Raw genomic sequence first — 16,310 nt, 5'->3', positions numbered from 1 at the left:
CACGAATTCATCCCGGCATGCTAAAAATCCACAATTCCCTGAAGCGCGAAAAGCAGATTTTCGTCCCTATTGAACCGAACAAGGTTCGCATGTATGTCTGCGGCATGACGGTCTATGACTACTGTCACCTCGGTCACGCCCGAGTGATGGTTGTTTTCGACCTGGTTTACCGCTGGCTGAAGGCCTCCGGTTACGACGTCACTTACGTTCGCAACATTACCGATATCGACGACAAGATCATTAAACGGGCGGCGGAGAACGGCGAGACGATCCAGCAGCTGACCAATCGCTTCATCGCCTTCATGCACGAAGATGCCGATGCGCTCGGCGTGCAGCGTCCCGATTTCGAGCCGCGGGCGACCGAGTTTGTGCCGGAAATGCTCGAGCTGATCGGCAAGCTGGAAGCTGGTGGCCTGGCCTATCAGGCTTCCGATGGCGATGTGAATTACGCGGTGCGCAAGTTTGACGGTTACGGCAAGCTGTCCGGCAAGTCGCTCGACGACCTGCGGGCCGGCGAGCGGGTCGAGGTCGAGTCGGCCAAGCAGGATCCGCTCGATTTCGTGCTGTGGAAACATGCCAAGCCCGGTGAGCCGGCCTGGGAGTCGCCGTGGGGCGAGGGGCGGCCGGGTTGGCATATCGAGTGTTCGGCGATGAGCTCGAAACTGCTCGGCGAACATTTCGACATCCATGGCGGCGGGCAGGATCTGCAGTTCCCGCACCACGAAAACGAGATTGCCCAGTCGGAAGGAGCGCATCACTGCACCTTCGTCAATTACTGGATGCATAACGGTTTCGTCCGGGTCGACAACGAGAAGATGTCGAAATCGCTCGGCAACTTCTTCACCATCCGCGAAGTGCTGGCCCGTTACGACGCCGAGGTGGTGCGCTTCTTCATTTTGCGCGCCCACTATCGCAGTCCGCTGAATTACTCGGATGCCCATCTCGACGACGCCAAACGCAGTCTGGACGGTCTCTATTTCGCCCTGCGCGATGTGCCGCCCGTGGCGGTCGAGATCGACTGGAGCCACGATTTCGCTGCCCGTTTTGCCGCTGCGCTGGACGAGGATTTCGATTCGCACGGGGCCGTTGCCGTGCTTTTCGAACTGGCTGGTGAAGTCAATCGTCAGCGCAGTGCCGAATTGTCCGGCTTGCTGAAGGCGCTGGGTGGCGTGATCGGTTTGCTGGAACGCGAGCCGATGGTTTATCTGCGCGGCGATGCGGCGGCCGGCGGACTGGACGAGGCGGCCATCGAGCAACTGATCGCCGAGCGGGCGGCAGCCAAGAAGGCGCGAAATTTTGCCGAGGCGGATCGCGTTCGCGACGTGCTGAAAGCTGCCGGCATCGCGCTGGATGACAGTGCCCAGGGCACCACCTGGCGGCGCGCCTGAAGGTCTGGCGGTGAATGTAAAACGGCCCTGAAAAGGGCCGTTTTTACGTGTGAAGCGCTGCGTTTGCGAAGGCTGGACTACTTCAATATCTTGCCGCCCGGGCCGACGACGGTCAGTTCAACAAAGCGCGAACCGACACGGCTGTTCGCCGAGTAGCCGATGCGGTAGCCGCCAAAGTCCACGCCATTCATGCTTTCCAGCGATGTGACCAGTTTGTCGCGGCTCAGATCCTTGCCGGAGCGTTTCAGTCCTTCGACCAGGGTGCGGGCCATCAGGTAGCCTTCCATGCCGTAGTACGAATAATTGCCGGACTTGACGGACAGCTTCTGATAATCGCGGACAACCAGCGTCGCATCATTCCAGGGGTAGGGCACGACTTGGGAAATTCCGATGCCACGGGCTTCCGGCCCGAGTTCCTGAACCAGTTGTTCGGTGCCGACCGGTGACAGGGTCATTAACATCGGGTTCTGCCCGGCTTTTTTCATCCCTTTGACGAAGGCGGCTGTCGGTTTGTACAGCGTGACCATTATCACGGCCTGCGGGTTGGCCTTGGCGATGGCCTCTATCGCCTTGCCGACTTCGGTCGAGTTCCGTTCGACGGTGCCGACGGCGGATGGCGCCAGATTATGTTTCTTGAGGGCTGTCGTGACGCCTTCCAGTCCGGATTTGCCGAAACCATCGTTCTGGTAGAAAACGGCAATGCTCTTCAGTCCCAGTGAAATCAGCTGATTGACGATGGCGTCGGTTTCATCGGCGTAGCTGGCGCGAACATTGAACATGTAGCGCGAATTCGGATTGGCGCTGATCGGTTCGCGCAGCGTCGAGGCGCCGGAAATGGTACCGATCAGCGGAACGCCGGCCGGACCGAAGACGTTGTTCATTGCCTCGGTGGTCGGGCTGGAACCGTAATAGGCGAGCAAGGCAAAAGCGTTCTTGTCCTTGACCAGGGCCTTGGTGTTGGCGACCGTTTTCTCGGTTTCGTAGCCGTCATCCAGCGCCACCAGATCGAGCTTGCGGCCGTTGATGCCGCCCATCTTGTTGACCTGCGCAAAATAAGACTGGATGGTCTGCCGCATCTCGAGGCCGTAAGCGCCATTGGGGCCGGAGAACGGGGCGGACATGCCGATGGTGATGGTGGTGTCGGTGACGCCTGGTTCATTCGCCCAACTAACGGCCGAAAAAACAATTGCGCCAACGCTGGCTAGCCGCTTCAGGACTCGCATGTTCGGTCTCCCCCGTTCGTAATCCGTTGATTCTAGCAGTCGAAGCAGCTTCCGGGGAACAGGAAAATCTCTTACTTTGGTAATGCTCTGGCCATTCTGCCGGCTAACACTTATCTGAATGAAATATCCCCTGCCGGGCAGGTTTTCTGCTGGGCAGGGGATAGGAGCGATACCTAGTTGCGGACCGCGTTGGGGCTACTCCGGGCGCATCGTTGCCCCTGCCGTTTCGGCTGGCGCCGTCACGGCAAGGTCAGGAATTACTCGGCGAAAAAGTCCTTGACCTTGTCCATCCACGATTTGGCGCGAGGGTTGTGTTTGGCGTCGTTGTCACGGCTCGACTCTTCCAGCTCGCGCAGCAGTTCGCGCTGCCGTTCGGTCAGATTCACCGGTGTTTCAACTACGACATGGCACATCAGGTCGCCGTGCGTATGGCTGCGGACGCCCTTGATGCCTTTGCCGCGCAAGCGGAAGATCCGCCCGGACTGGGTTTCCGCCGGAATCTTGATACCGGCTGCACCATCCAGTGTCGGGATTTCGATTTCGCCACCGAGTGCTGCGGTGGTGAAGGAAATCGGCATTTCGCAATGCAGATCGTTGTGGTCGCGGGTGAATACGGTGTGCTGTTTGAGGTGAATCTGCACGTACAGGTCGCCCGGTGGGCCACCGTTGACGCCGTGCTCGCCTTCGCCGGCCAGCCGTATGCGATCGCCCTCATCAACCCCGGCCGGAATCTTGACGGCCAGTGTCTTGTGCTGCTTGATGCGCCCGGCGCCGCCGCAGCTCTTGCAGGGTTCGGGAATGTAGCGGCCGGTGCCATGGCACTTCGGGCAGGTCTGCTGAATCGAGAAGAAACCTTGTTGCAGACGGACCTGACCGGAACCACTGCAGGTTGGACAGGTTTTCGGCTGCGTGCCGGGCTTCGCCCCCGAACCATGACAGGGTTCGCAGACTTCCATGGTCGGAATCCGGATCTTGGTTTCCGTGCCATGCGCGGCCTGTTCCAGCGAGATTTCCAGGTTGTAGCGAAGATCGGCGCCGCGGTAGATGTTCGAGCGTCCGCCGCCACCACCGCCTCCGCGTCCGCCGAAGATTTCGTCAAAGATGCCGCCAAAGGCATCGGCAAAACCCGCTCCGCCGCCAAAGCCACCACCGCCCATGCCGGCCTGCGGATCGACACCGGCATGACCGTACTGGTCGTAGGCGGCGCGTTTCTGGCCGTCCGACAGAATTTCGTAAGCTTCCTTGACTTCCTTGAACTTTTCTTCGGCCCCTGGGGCGTCCGGGTTGCGGTCAGGGTGATGCTTCATGGCCAGCTTGCGGTAGGCCTTCTTGATTTCTTCTTCACTGGCGTCGCGGTTGACGCCGAGAATTTCGTAAAAGTCGCGTTTTGACATGTTTCCTAGCCGTCAAGTGACAAAGGCGCCGAGCGCCGTCGGAGGTTTTCCGCGGACTCGGCGCCGAACTGTGGACTCAGATTATTTCTTGTCCTTGACCTCGGTGAACTCGGCATCAACCACATCGCCTTCGTCCTTGGGGGCCTGCTGCTGGGCGCCGCCTTCGGCGCCGGCACCGGCTGCCGCACCTTCAGCCTGTTGCTGGGCATACATCTTTTCACCCAGTTTCTGGGCGGCCTGGCTAAGGGCTTCGGTCTTGGCCACGATGGTTTCCTTGTCGCCTTCGCGGAGCACGTCCTCGACATCCTTGATGGCGGCTTCGATGGTGGCCTTTTCAGCCGCATCGAGCTTGTCGCCATATTCGGTCAGCGACTTCTTGACCATGTGCACCATACCGTCGGCCTGGTTGCGGGCATCGGCCAGTTCGTGCACCTTCTTGTCGTCCTCGGCATGCAGCTCGGCATCCTTCACCATCGCCTGGATTTCGGCTTCGGACAGGCCGGAGTTGGCCTTGATGGTGATCTTGTTTTCCTTGCCGGTCGCCTTGTCCTTGGCGGTGACGTGCATGATGCCGTTGGCGTCGATGTCGAAGATCACTTCGATCTGCGGCGTGCCGCGCGGGGCCGGCGGGATGCCTTCCAGATTGAACTGGCCGAGGCTCTTGTTGCCGGAAGCGACTTCGCGTTCGCCCTGCAGGACGTGGATGGTCACGGCGGACTGGCTGTCGTCGGCGGTCGAGAAGACTTGCGAAGCCTTGGTCGGGATCGTCGTGTTCTTCTGGATCAGCTTGGTCATGATGCCGCCCAGGGTTTCGATACCGAGCGACAGCGGGGTGACGTCGAGCAGCAGCACGTCCTTGACTTCGCCCTGCAGCACGCCGCCCTGGATGGCGGCGCCGACGGCAACGGCTTCGTCAGGGTTCACGTCCTTGCGCGGATCCTTGCCGAAGATTTCCTTGACCTTCTCCTGCACCTTGGGCATGCGGGATTGGCCGCCGACCAGGATGATGTCGTCGATGTCGCTGATCTTGCAGCCGGCGTCCTTCAGTGCCGTGACGCACGGAGCGATGGTGCGCTCGACCAACTCGTCAACCAACGATTCGAACTTGGCGCGGGTGATCTTCAGTGCCAAGTGCTTCGGACCGGAGGCATCGGCGGTGATGTAGGGCAGATTGATTTCCGTCTGCTGGCTGGAGGACAGCTCGATCTTGGCCTTTTCGGCGGCTTCCTTGAGGCGCTGCAGGGCCAGTACGTCAGACTTCAGGTTGACGCCGGACTCCTTCTTGAATTCGTCGATGATGTAGTCGATCAGGCGCTGGTCGAAGTCTTCGCCGCCGAGGAAGGTGTCGCCGTTGGTGGCGAGAACTTCGAACTGCTTTTCGCCATCGACGTCGGCGATTTCGATGATCGAGATATCGAAGGTGCCGCCGCCGAGGTCATAAACGGCGATCTTGCGATCCTTGCCCGGGGCCTTGTCCATGCCGAAGGCGAGGGCGGCTGCGGTCGGTTCGTTGATGATGCGCTTGACTTCCAGACCGGCGATGCGGCCGGCATCCTTGGTCGCCTGGCGCTGGCTGTCGTTGAAGTAGGCCGGCACGGTGATGACCGCTTCGGTGACTTCTTCGCCGAGGTAGTCTTCGGCGGTCTTCTTCATCTTGCGCAGCACTTCGGCGGAGACCTGCGGCGGGGCGATTTTCTTGTCGCGCACGGCCACCCAGGCATCGCCGTTGTCGGCCTTGACGATCTTGTAGGGCATCAGCGAGATGTCCTTCTGGACTTCTTTCTCTTCGAAGCGGCGACCGATCAGACGCTTGACGGCGTACAGCGTGTTCATCGGGTTGGTCACGGCCTGGCGTTTGGCCGGGGCGCCGGAGAGGATTTCGCCATCTTCGGCGTAACCGATGACGGACGGCGTCGTGCGGGCGCCTTCGGAGTTTTCGATAACCTTCGGCTGGCCGCCTTCCATGATGGCCACGCAGCTGTTGGTGGTGCCGAGGTCAATACCAATAATCTTGCCCATGTTCTATTCCTTTACTGAATACAAATGAATTTGTGATGTTCTGGAGTTGGGGGCGGCGCCCCTGATTTCAAGACTTCGGTTTGGCGACCATGACCAATGCCGGGCGCAGGGTGCGGTCGGCGATCAGGTAGCCCTTTTGCAGTACGGTGACGACGGTGTTGGCTTCCTGCTCGGAATCAACCATGCCGATTGCCTGATGTTTGTGCGGGTCGAACTTCTCGCCGGCCGGATTGACTTCGACCAGCGCGTTCTTTTCGAAGGCAGAGACCAGTTGCTTCAGGGTCAGCTCGACGCCGGACTTGAAGCTGTCAACGGTTTGCTCCTGGACGGCCAGCGCCGCTTCCAGGCTGTCCTTGACGGCCAGCAGTTCGCCGGCGAATTTCTCGACGGCAAATTTGTGGGCTTTTGAAATGTCGTCCTGGGCGCGGCGGCGGATGTTTTCGCCCTCGGCCTTGGCACGCAGCCAGGCGTCATAGTGCTCGGCCGCCTTCAGTTCCAGCTGGCGAAATTGTTCTTCGATGCTGGGCAGCGTGTCGGTGTGTTCGGCGGCAGCCGGCTCAACGACGGTTTCGATGCTTGGTTCATTACCCAGGATGCTGTCCTGGGCGTTTTCGGGGTTGGACATGTGCATTCTCCAAAAAAGCTGTTGAAACAGATTGGGGTGCCGCGGCGTATTTCAAGAGCTTCCTTTAAAGATTCTTTGCTGTTTCGCAACTGCGCGTCGCCGAGCTGCGTGCTACGATAAACTATCAAAATTAATAACTGTAGGGCGTTGCATGGATACGATTGGCAAATATCGCGTTGTCCGCGAACTGGGCAAGGGGGCGACTGCTACGGTCTACCTCTGCGATGACCCGGATTCCGAGCGCCAGGTAGCCGTCAAGGTGATCCGTTTCGGGCAGGATTCCGCAGCGATGTCGCGTCGTATGCGCAAGCTGTTCCAGAACGAGGGAATGGTTTCGCAGCGCCTCGACCATCCGAATATCGTCCATGTTTTCGATGCCGTGGTCGAGGACGAGTTTGCCTACCTGGCGATGGAATACATCGACGGCTTCAGTCTCGAAGAGCACATCCGGATCGACAAGCTGCTGCCGATGCACCGGGTCATCGGCATCATCTTCAAGTGCTGCATGGCGCTCGACAGCGCCTATCGGCAGGGCATCATCCACCGCGACATCAAGCCGGCCAATATCATGGTCGCCGCCAACGACGAGGCGAAAATCGCCGATTTCGGCCTGGCCTTGAACATGAACAAGGATCTGGATCGCGACTCGACCTTCATCATGGGCGTCGGTTCGCCGGCCTACATGTCGCCCGAGCAGATCAAGGGTTACCCGCTCAATCAGAAGACTGATCTCTATTCGCTCGGCGTCGTGATGTTCCAGCTGCTCACCGGCCGCCTGCCGTTCCGGGCCGCCAATCAGGCGACGCTGATCTACCGCATCATCAATACCGACGCGCCGGCGATCACGGCGCTCAACCCGAATCTGCCGGAAGGCCTCAATGCGATCATGCGGCGGGCGCTGGAAAAGGATTTGTACAGCCGTTACCGGAACGGCGCCGAGTTCGCCAAGGATCTTTCCGCCGTGCGCTACCAGATCCTCGAAGAGGACGAGACGGCGCAGGACACCAAGCATTTCGAAATGCTGCGCCGGCTCGATTTCTTCACCGAATTCGAAAATATCGAACTCTGGGAGGTTCTACGCGTTTCCGTCTGGCGCAATGTTTCGCCCAATGTCGCGATCATTTGCGAAGGCGAGCGCAACAAGATGTTTGGCATCATTCTCACCGGTTGCGTCGAAGTCTCGGTCGAGGGGCGGGCGCTCTGCCGTCTGGGGCCGAGCGAGCCGATAGGCGAGATGGCTTACCTGCACCCGGCCAGCGATCAGCGCCATGCCACGGTCGTCACGCTGGAGCCGACGCTGTTCCTCGAAATCAATGCCGCGGCATTGGCACTATCCTCCGAGGAATTGCTCGAGCGGATGCGCAACGTACTGCTGGCGAGGATGATCCGCCGTCTGCGCGAGGTGAACAAGATCGCCGCCGCCCTCGGCCAGCCGGCCATTCCGGCGGGTACCGGGTCGCTCAGCGGACTGACGCGCTCCCGGCCGGGCGGCGGTCTCGATCTGGAACTGACGCCGATGTGAAAACCGCCTCGTTAGAGGCGGTTTTATTTGGGCTGTGTCGTTTCCTACACCTTGAAACGGCCGACCATTGAGGCCAGGCCTTCGGCCAGTTGTTTCAGATCGTGCGCGGCCCCGGCGGTCTGTTCGACCGTACCGTTATTGTCGCGCGCCATGCCGGCAATCGCTTCGATGCTGGCTACGACATCGCCGGAAACGCGGCGTTGGTGATCGGTCGCCGTGGCGATGCTGTCGAGACCGTGATCGACTTCGGTGACCGAGCCGTTCGATGCCTGCAAAACGCTGGAGACTTTGCCGACGGCCGACTGACTGCTGGCCAGGTGATCGAGGCTTTCCTCGATGCTGCGGCGGACGGCTACCGACTGGGCGCTCAGGTTGGCGGTGATGGTGTCGATCTCGCTGGCCGACCGTGAGGATTTCTCGGCCAGCTTGCGCACTTCGTCGGCGACCACGGCGAAGCCGCGGCCCTGTTCGCCGGCCCGCGCCGCTTCGATCGCGGCATTGAGCGCCAGCAGATTGGTCTGCTCGGCAATATCCTTGACCTCGCGGGTCATCTGCGTGATCGACTCGGTGTTGTGGACAAAGTCATTGACCGAGGAAGCCATTTCCTTGACCGCGCGTTCGACGACATTCATTTCGTCGAGCAACACGGTGAGCGTCTTGTTGCCTTCGTTGGCCCGTGCCAGACTTTCCTGCGACTGATGCTGAACGTGTTCGGCACTGCTGGCGATGGAGGAAATGCTGGCGACCAGTTGCTCGACCGCGCTGGCAGCTTCGTTGGATTGCTGATTTTGCAGGTGGGAACTTTGCGAGACGCGGTCGGCGCTGTCGGAAAGGTCGGCAACCCGGGCCGAGACCTGGCTGGCCGAGTCGCGCACCTGGCGGACCAACTGGTTGAAGTTCTCCATCATTTCGTTGAAGACGAGCGCCGACTGGCCGACTTCATCCTTGCCGTTGACCGGCAGGCGGCGGGTCAGGTCACCTTCGCCACTGGCGATGTCACGCAGACCGCTGCGCAGTTGCTCAAGCGGTACCGTGACGAAGTGATTGGTCAGCAGGTAAATGATGACCAGCAATGCGCCGAGCGCACCGACGGCCACACCGGCGATCTTCAGGCGGAAGGCCGAGACTTCGGCTTCGACGGAGTCGAGCGAAACCTTCATGCTGACGATGCCGAGTACCGTGCCCTCAGGAACCTGGTGACAGAGCACGCAGTCCTTGCCGAGGTAGTTCTTCGAGGCCTTGGTCGGATTGATGACGTGCAGGAAGGAACTGCCGCCCGTCGACTCGACGGCGGTGTAAGCCTGGCCACTGGTCATGACCTGCTGTTCGAGCGGTTCGAGCGGCTTGGTGTCCTTGGTATCCGGACCATAGAGCTTGACCACCGCGTCGCCGCGGGCGACCCGCAGGTCCTTGATGATCGACAACTGCTTGATCTGGTCGAGGAAGACCTCGCGCTGGCCGACGGTGCCGGTAATCATCATGCCGGTCAGGCCGGCCATGGTCATTTCATGAATGCTCTTCGAAAAATCCTGTGCCTGACGAATGGCGGTGTCGCGATTGACCTGTGTCGTCCAGACGATGGCCCCTATCCAGATGATGGCCAGTATCAGCCAGATGGCGGCGGTTAACCGTACCCAAATCTTCAAATCGGCAAAGCGCGGCATTCAATGTCCCCTTGTAACTGCCGCCGATTCTATTAGGCGGTCAGGTCTATTTGTTGGATTGTGCCAGCCGCGCCATCTTCCTGCAAAAAAATCCCGGATGTCCGGATTTGGCCGAGAAGTTCATTGGCATTAGTCTTCAGATCAAATGGCGTCGCGATGCGGCTTAGCGCGATGGCGCCGACTCCGGCCGCGGTGAGCGACTGGAGTTGGTCTTTGCCGCTGGCGTCGCGCGTCCAAACCTGAAGTTTGTTGAAAGCCGCATCGTTTTCATCGATCCAGCCGTTTTTGTCGTCGTCGAGCTTGGCCAGTTCGGCAAAGCCGTCGTTGGTCGTCGGGCCGAACAGTTCGCTGCCATTGTTGACCTTGCCGTCCTGGTTGCGATCGAAGGCCAGGAAGCCGCTGCCCGGCGCGACAAAGTTGATTTGCTCGTCGCGGCCGTCGCTGTTCAGGTCGAAGGCAAAGCGCTGGTCGGTCAGCTGGGCCGCCGTGCCGGCAAAGTTGAGAACCAGTGGATCGGTCTTGCGTGCCGCATCGCCGAGGCGAATGCTGACGTCGCTTTCTTCGTGATAGGCACGCGCCATCGAGAGTTCGAGCTGGAAGCTGATCTCCCGGCCATCCGTCGTCTTGACGGTGCCGCTCGCCGCAAAGCTGGTTTGTTCGACTTCGGTGTACGACTCATGGCGGTCGTACTCGACTCCGAAACCGGCTGCGCTCGGTTGACTCGGCGCCGTAGCCTGGCTCGCTTCGCTGCCGACCTGGTCCATGCGCGTCTGCAATTCAGCCGCATCGAAGAGGCGGATTTTGTGGCCGAGCATTTTCTCGAGCATCAAGCGGATCAGGATCATCTTCGGATCATTGTCGACCGCGGCATCCTGCGCATCCTTGGTCGCTTCGGCCGACTGGGCGGCCTTGCCGGCTTTGGACAGGGTCACCGAGTCGAGCTGGGGGGGGCGTCCGGCGCTGCCGTCACCGGCAAAATCCGGACGGCGCTGGCCGACCCACATTTTCAAAGACTCCTTGACCTCGTGGCGCTGCAGGCTGGTATGCGATGCAGCCATTTGCAGGCTGGCGCTGGCGATTTTCATGGGGGCCTCCAAAGAACGTGTTTCGACACGTTGTTAACGGCCGGCCGCTAGGAAAGTTAAGTTTTGTAAAGGTGCGGCTCTATCCAGCGCTTCAGCGCGCCAAGGTCGAGTGCGCCGCTCTGCCGGGTGATTTCCCGCCCATCCTTGAAAATGGCCAGGGTAGGAATGCTGCGAATGTTGAAACGGGCAGCCAGTTGCTGCTCGTCTTCGGTGTTCAGTTTGGCCAGGCGGGCGCGGGGTTCGAGATCGATCGCGGCCTGATGGAAATTGGGCGCCATCATCCGGCATGGACCGCACCACGGAGCCCAGAAGTCGACGACGACCGGCAGATCGTTGCGCCCGATGTGGCGATCGAATGTCGCAGCGTTCAGTTCCAGCGGCTCGCCGTCGAAGAGCGGCTGTTTGCATTGGCCGCAAGTCGGTTGCTGGCTCAAACGGGCGGCGGGAAGGCGGTTGACCGCGGCGCAATGCGGGCAGACGACGTGCAGGCTATCGCTCATGACAGGCTCCAAATATCAGATTGTTCTGATATTTGTCCGGCCGCCGATATTTCAAGTCCGGGCGCCGAACTTGATGGCTTGGCGGGCGCTGATTTCCTGGGCGTGCGGATCGACCGGCGTCTTTGTCGGCCAGCCGGCCAACTGGCGCTCGACCAGGTCAGCCAGCGCCTTGATCCACGCATCGTCTTCGTTGAGCGCCGGGATGTAGTGATATTCCTTGCCGCCGGCGGCGATGAAGTCGGCACGACCTTCGAGGGCGATTTCTTCGAGCGTTTCCAGGCAGTCGGCGACAAAGCCCGGGCAGATCACATCGACGCGGCGGATTCCCTGCTGCCCCCATGCATGCAGCGTCGGTGCGGTGTAGGGCTGCAGCCACTCGGCCTTGCCGAAGCGGGACTGGAAGCAGATCTGATATTGCTCGGGTTGCAGGCCAAGGCGTTCGGCGAGCAGGCGACCGGTCTTGTGGCATTCGCAGAAATACGGGTCGCCGAGTTCGAGGCTGCGCTTGGGCAGGCCGTGGAAACTGATGAGCAGGCGGTCCTCGGCGCCGAGCGCGCCGCGCTCCTGCCAGTGTCGGCGGACCGATTTCTCGAGCGCCGCGAGGTAGCCTGCGTCGTCGTGGAAGTTGCGGACAAAGCGCATCTCCGGCTGGTTGCGCAACTGCCGCAGCCAGTCGCCGGCTTCGTCGATGACCGTGGCCGTGGTGCTTGCCGAGTATTGCGGATACATCGGGACGAGCAGGATGCGACTGGCGCCCTCGGCTTTGAGATGGGCGAGGACGCTGCGTATCGAGGGCGAGCCATAGCGCATTGCCGAAGTGACCGTCAGGCGATGGCCGCGCTCGCCGAGAAAGCCTTTGAGCAGCTTGGCCTGGCGCTCGGTGTGGACGCGCAGCGGCGAGCCTTCCGGCAGCCAGACGCTGGCGTATTTGGCGGCTGATTTCTTCGGCCGGATGTTGAGGATGATGCCGTTCAGGATCAGCCACCAGATCGGCTTCGGAATCTCGACGACGCGCGGATCGGAAAGGAATTCCTTCAGGTAGCGTTTTAGCGCCGGAGCGGTCGGCGCGTCCGGCGTGCCCAGATTGACCAGAATGACGGCGGTGGACGCGGCGGTGCCGTGCCGGTGGGGCGGTTCCGGAAGATAACGGGGCATGGTTATTCGTCTTTGTAGGAGAGGGCGCTGGAGAGCAGACGGGCGGTGATGTCGACAATCGGAATGACCCGTTCGTAAGCCATCCGGGTTGGGCCGATGACGCCGACCGAGCCGACGATCCGGCCGTCGACGGCGTAAGGCGCGGTGATCACGCTGCATTCGTCGAGCGAGGCAATGCCCGATTCGCCGCCGATGAATATTTGCACGCCTTCGGCGCGGTTCGAGACATCGAGCAGGCGCATCAGGCTGGTGCGTTGCTCGAACAGGTCGAACAATTCGCGCAGCCGTTTCATGTTCGAGGACAGTTCTTCGACGTCGAGCAGGTTTCTTTCGCCGGAAATGACGTAGGGCATCGCATTCTCGGAAAGCGCGGCATCGCCGGCTTCGAGCGCCTGGGCCATGAGCGGCTTGATGTCTTCGCGGAGTTGCTGGATTTCGGTGGTCAGGCGGTGGCGGATCTGCTCGAAATCGAGGCCGGCGAAATTCTGCGTCAGGTAGTTGGCGGCGGTCACCAGCTCCGATGGCGAATAGGCTTTTTCGGTATTCAGGATGCGGTTCTGCACGTCGCCATCGGTGGTGACGATGATCAGCAGGATGCGCTTTTCCGACAGGCTGAGAAATTCGATCTGGCGGATGCGGCTGCTCGCCCGGTTCGGGGCAATCACGACGCCGGCGAAGTGGGTCAGGCTGGAGAGCAGTTGCGAGGCGCTGGCGATAATCTGGTTTGCCGGGCGACCCTGCAGCGCTTCTTCCATGACGCCCATCTGGCGGGCTTCCAGCGTCTGCACGGTGAGCAGGCTGTCCACGAACAACCGGTAACCGCGGGCGGTCGGCACCCGGCCGGCCGAGGTGTGGGGGCTGGCGACAAAACCGGCTTCTTCGAGGTCGGCCATGACGTTGCGGATGGTGGCCGGCGACAGATCGAGGCCGGAAAACTTTGACAGGGCACGCGAACCGACCGGTTGACCATCCGCGATGTAATGTTCAACCAGCGCTTTGAGAAGGGTGCGTGAGCGTTCATCCAGCATGGCAGGGCATTGTACAAAAATCCACGGGCGGCGCGACAACGCATTTTTTATGCAAGAATTCAGGCCATGAAAAGAGGCTTCGCTTCCTACCGCTCGCCGCGGACCATCGCGCTGGTCGGCAAATACCATAGTCCGGAAATCGCCGAGTCGCTGCGCCGACTGGCCGAGTATCTGCACGAGCGCGGTATTTCGGTCTTCATCGAGCGGGAGACGGCCGAACATATCGGCCGTATCGTCGATCTGGCGCGCTGGGTGACCTGCGGCTTCAACGACATCGGCGCCCACGCCGATCTGGCCATCGTGCTCGGCGGCGACGGCACGATGCTCAACGCGGCGCGCCGTCTGGCCCGCTATTGCGTGCCGCTGGTCGGGGTCAATCAGGGGCGTCTGGGGTTCATGACCGATATTGCCCGCGACGACATGCTGACCTGCATGAACGATCTGCTCGACGGTCGCTTCAAGCCGGAAAATCGCATGCTGCTGGCCGCCGAGGTGATTCGCGACGGCAAGGAAATCGCCTCGAACATGGCGCTCAACGACGTGGTCGTCGACAAGGGCGCGATCGGCCGGATGATCGAATTCGAATTGTTCATCGACGGCGAGTTCATCTACAACCTGCGCTCGGACGGCCTGATCGTCTCGACACCGACCGGCTCCACCGCCTATTCGCTGTCCTCGGGCGGGCCGATCCTGCACCCGACGCTGACTGGCATCGCGCTGGTGCCGCTCTGCCCGCATGCCCTGAGCAACCGGCCGATCATCGTCAACGACAGCGCCGACATCGAACTGCGCATCGCCAATGCCGACGACCCGCGGGTGCACTTCGACGGCCAGGTAACGCTCGATCTGGCGCGTGACGACTGCGTCCGCCTGCGGCGTTCCGAATACGCCATCTGTTTCCTGCACCCGCCCGGGTACAGTTATTTCACCATGTTGCGCCAGAAACTGCACTGGAGCGAACGGCCCAAAGGTCCCTGATGCTGCGCCACCTGACTATTCGCGATTTCGTCATTGTCGACCGCCTGGAACTCGAGTTTTTGGCGGGGTTCGGCGCCTTGACCGGAGAGACCGGGGCCGGCAAGTCGATCCTCATCGATGCGCTAGCCCTGACCCTCGGCGAACGTGCCGACGCCGGCGTCGTCCGTTCCGGCTGCGACAAGGCGGAGGTTGCCGCGACCTTCGAAGTGACCGGCCTGCCGGAGGTGAAGGCATGGCTGTCGGCCAACGATATCGATGCCGATGATGAACTGCTGCTACGCCGGGTCGTCGATGCCGGCGGACGCTCGCGGGCCTATATCAATGGGTCGCCGGCAACGGTTCAGCAATTGCGCGAGGTCGGCGAATGGCTGGTCGATATTCATGGCCAGCACGCCCACCAGTCGCTGCTGCGGGCCGATGCCCAGCGCACCTTGCTCGACGCCCATGCCGGGCTGGCCGGGCAGGCCCGCGATGTGGGCGTGGCTTTTCGTGCTTGGCGCGACGCTGAACAATTGCTGCGGGCGGCCAGTGAAGGGGCCGATGCGCTGCTCCGCGAGCGCGAGCAGCTCGAATGGCAGGTGCGCGAACTCGATAGCCTGGCTTTCTCGAGCGACGAGTGGGCGGGGCTGGAACTTGAGCATCGCCGCCTCGGGCATGCAGCCAGCCTGATCGATGGGGCGCAATTCGCCCTGGCTGTGCTGGCCGATAACGAGGCGGCCTGCGAGCGGCAGATCGATAGCGTTGCCTCACGGCTGGCATCGCTGGCCGAATACGATCCGGCCCTGCAGGAAGTGGCCGGGCTGGTCCAGTCGGTGCAAGCCGAGTTGTCGGAGGCGGTATCGACACTGCGCCGCTATGCCGATCGTGCCGATCTCGATCCGTCGCGTTTGCTTGAAATCGAGCGCCGGATCGAAGCCGTGCTCGGTGCGGCGCGTAAGTTCAGGGTTCAGCCGGAAGCCTTGCCTGGCTTGCTGGAAAGCTGGCAGCAACGGCTTGCCGCACTGGATGCCTCGACCGATCTGGCGGTGCTGGAGCTTCGGGTGGGGGCGGCACACGACGACTTCCTGGCCAAGGCCGCCGTGTTGTCGGCCGGGCGCCGGCAGAGCGCGGAAGCGATGGGCGCCGCGGTCAGCGCGGTCATGCATCAGCTGGCGCTGTCGGCGGGGCGCTTCGAGGTGGCGCTGGTGCCGGTCGATAATGGTGCCGTCTACGGCATGGAGCAGGTCGAATTCCGCATTGGCGGGCTGGCTGGCAATGAAGCCAAGCCGCTGGCCAAAGTCGCCTCGGGCGGCGAGCTGTCGCGGATCAGCCTGGCGATCCAGGTGCTGACCTCGCGTTCGGCCAGCGTGCCGACGCTGATTTTCGATGAGGTCGATGTCGGCATCGGCGGCGGCGTCGCTGAAATCGTCGGGCGTTTGTTGAACGAGCTGGGTGGCGAACGCCAGGTACTGTGTGTCACCCATCTGCCGCAGGTGGCGGCGCAGGCCGACTGGCAGTGGCAGGTCAGCAAGGCGACGCGCGATGGCGTGACGCTGAGTGCCATCCAGCCTCTTGACGACGATGGCCGGGTTCAGGAAATCGCGCGCATGCTGGGCGGCGTCGATATCACCGAGATTACGCTGCAGCACGCCAGCGAGTTGCTGCGCTCGAAGCATGCATCGGTCGACGGGACGGCGCCGGGCAAAAAAGGCAAAAAGCCGGCGCTGCAGGCGCGCTAGGTAAAGTCGAC

13 protein-coding genes are annotated in these 16,310 nt (G+C 61.4%); 4 read left to right on the top strand and 9 right to left on the bottom strand.

Annotated elements, in window-relative coordinates; translation table 11 throughout:
• The first annotated feature begins 17 nt into the window (after positions 1-17).
• Complete coding sequence (cysS, locus tag ACLIKD_RS14330) at positions 18-1,388, top strand: cysteine--tRNA ligase (RefSeq protein ID WP_428825594.1); 1,371 nt, start codon at positions 18-20, stop codon at positions 1,386-1,388.
• A gap of 77 nt (positions 1,389-1,465) precedes the next feature.
• Here cysS and ACLIKD_RS14325 read toward each other — a convergent pair whose 3' ends face one another.
• From ACLIKD_RS14325 to grpE, 4 genes are all read right to left on the bottom strand, one after another.
• Positions 1,466-2,611 (bottom strand): ABC transporter substrate-binding protein, encoded by a 1,146-nt coding sequence (locus ACLIKD_RS14325; RefSeq protein WP_428825593.1) that lies wholly within the window; start codon positions 2,609-2,611, stop codon positions 1,466-1,468.
• A gap of 257 nt (positions 2,612-2,868) precedes the next feature.
• Positions 2,869-4,005 (bottom strand): molecular chaperone DnaJ, encoded by a 1,137-nt coding sequence (gene dnaJ, locus ACLIKD_RS14320; protein WP_226416916.1) that lies wholly within the window; start codon positions 4,003-4,005, stop codon positions 2,869-2,871.
• An 81-nt stretch (positions 4,006-4,086) separates the two neighbouring features.
• Positions 4,087-6,024: a molecular chaperone DnaK gene (gene dnaK, locus ACLIKD_RS14315; protein ID WP_226416915.1), complete on the bottom strand. Its 1,938-nt coding sequence runs from the start codon at positions 6,022-6,024 to the stop codon at positions 4,087-4,089.
• Between the two features lie 67 nt (positions 6,025-6,091).
• Positions 6,092-6,649 (bottom strand): nucleotide exchange factor GrpE, encoded by a 558-nt coding sequence (gene grpE / locus ACLIKD_RS14310; RefSeq protein ID WP_428825592.1) that lies wholly within the window; start codon positions 6,647-6,649, stop codon positions 6,092-6,094.
• Positions 6,650-6,800: 151 nt separating this feature from the next.
• On the opposite strand from grpE, the gene ACLIKD_RS14305 reads away from it, so the two are divergent.
• Positions 6,801-8,171 (top strand): protein kinase domain-containing protein, encoded by a 1,371-nt coding sequence (locus ACLIKD_RS14305; protein WP_226416913.1) that lies wholly within the window; start codon positions 6,801-6,803, stop codon positions 8,169-8,171.
• A 44-nt stretch (positions 8,172-8,215) separates the two neighbouring features.
• Here ACLIKD_RS14305 and ACLIKD_RS14300 read toward each other — a convergent pair whose 3' ends face one another.
• From ACLIKD_RS14300 to hrcA, 5 genes are read right to left on the bottom strand one after another with little or no spacing between them, the layout of a single operon-like run.
• Positions 8,216-9,835: a methyl-accepting chemotaxis protein gene (locus ACLIKD_RS14300; protein WP_226416912.1), complete on the bottom strand. Its 1,620-nt coding sequence runs from the start codon at positions 9,833-9,835 to the stop codon at positions 8,216-8,218.
• 32 nt (positions 9,836-9,867) lie between these two features.
• Positions 9,868-10,920 (bottom strand): VCBS repeat-containing protein, encoded by a 1,053-nt coding sequence (locus ACLIKD_RS14295; RefSeq protein ID WP_428825591.1) that lies wholly within the window; start codon positions 10,918-10,920, stop codon positions 9,868-9,870.
• Positions 10,921-10,976: 56 nt separating this feature from the next.
• Positions 10,977-11,420 (bottom strand): thioredoxin TrxC, encoded by a 444-nt coding sequence (trxC, locus tag ACLIKD_RS14290; protein ID WP_428825590.1) that lies wholly within the window; start codon positions 11,418-11,420, stop codon positions 10,977-10,979.
• A gap of 51 nt (positions 11,421-11,471) precedes the next feature.
• On the bottom strand, positions 11,472-12,575 hold the full coding sequence (gene hemH / locus ACLIKD_RS14285) for a ferrochelatase (protein ID WP_428825589.1): 1,104 nt from the start codon (positions 12,573-12,575) through the stop codon (positions 11,472-11,474).
• Between the two features lie 2 nt (positions 12,576-12,577).
• The gene (gene hrcA, locus ACLIKD_RS14280; RefSeq protein WP_226416908.1) at positions 12,578-13,603 is read right to left on the bottom strand and encodes a heat-inducible transcriptional repressor HrcA; all 1,026 of its coding nucleotides are present in this window, start codon (positions 13,601-13,603) and stop codon (positions 12,578-12,580) included.
• A 66-nt stretch (positions 13,604-13,669) separates the two neighbouring features.
• Between hrcA and ACLIKD_RS14275 the strand changes: the two genes are divergently transcribed.
• Together ACLIKD_RS14275 and recN are read left to right on the top strand one after the other, a co-directional pair.
• Entirely contained in the window at positions 13,670-14,581 is a 912-nt protein-coding gene (locus tag ACLIKD_RS14275) for an NAD kinase (RefSeq protein WP_226416907.1), read from the top strand.
• Entirely contained in the window at positions 14,581-16,299 is a 1,719-nt protein-coding gene (gene recN / locus ACLIKD_RS14270) for a DNA repair protein RecN (protein ID WP_428825588.1), read from the top strand. Before ACLIKD_RS14275 ends, recN begins: the two co-directional genes overlap by 1 nt.
• Positions 16,300-16,310 lie beyond the last annotated feature (11 nt).

The sequence above is a fragment of the Azonexus sp. IMCC34842 genome, from assembly GCF_050368855.1.
Taxonomy (GTDB): Bacteria; Pseudomonadota; Gammaproteobacteria; order Burkholderiales; family Rhodocyclaceae; genus Azonexus; species Azonexus denitrificans_A.
This window is presented reverse-complemented; position numbering and strand designations above follow the sequence as displayed.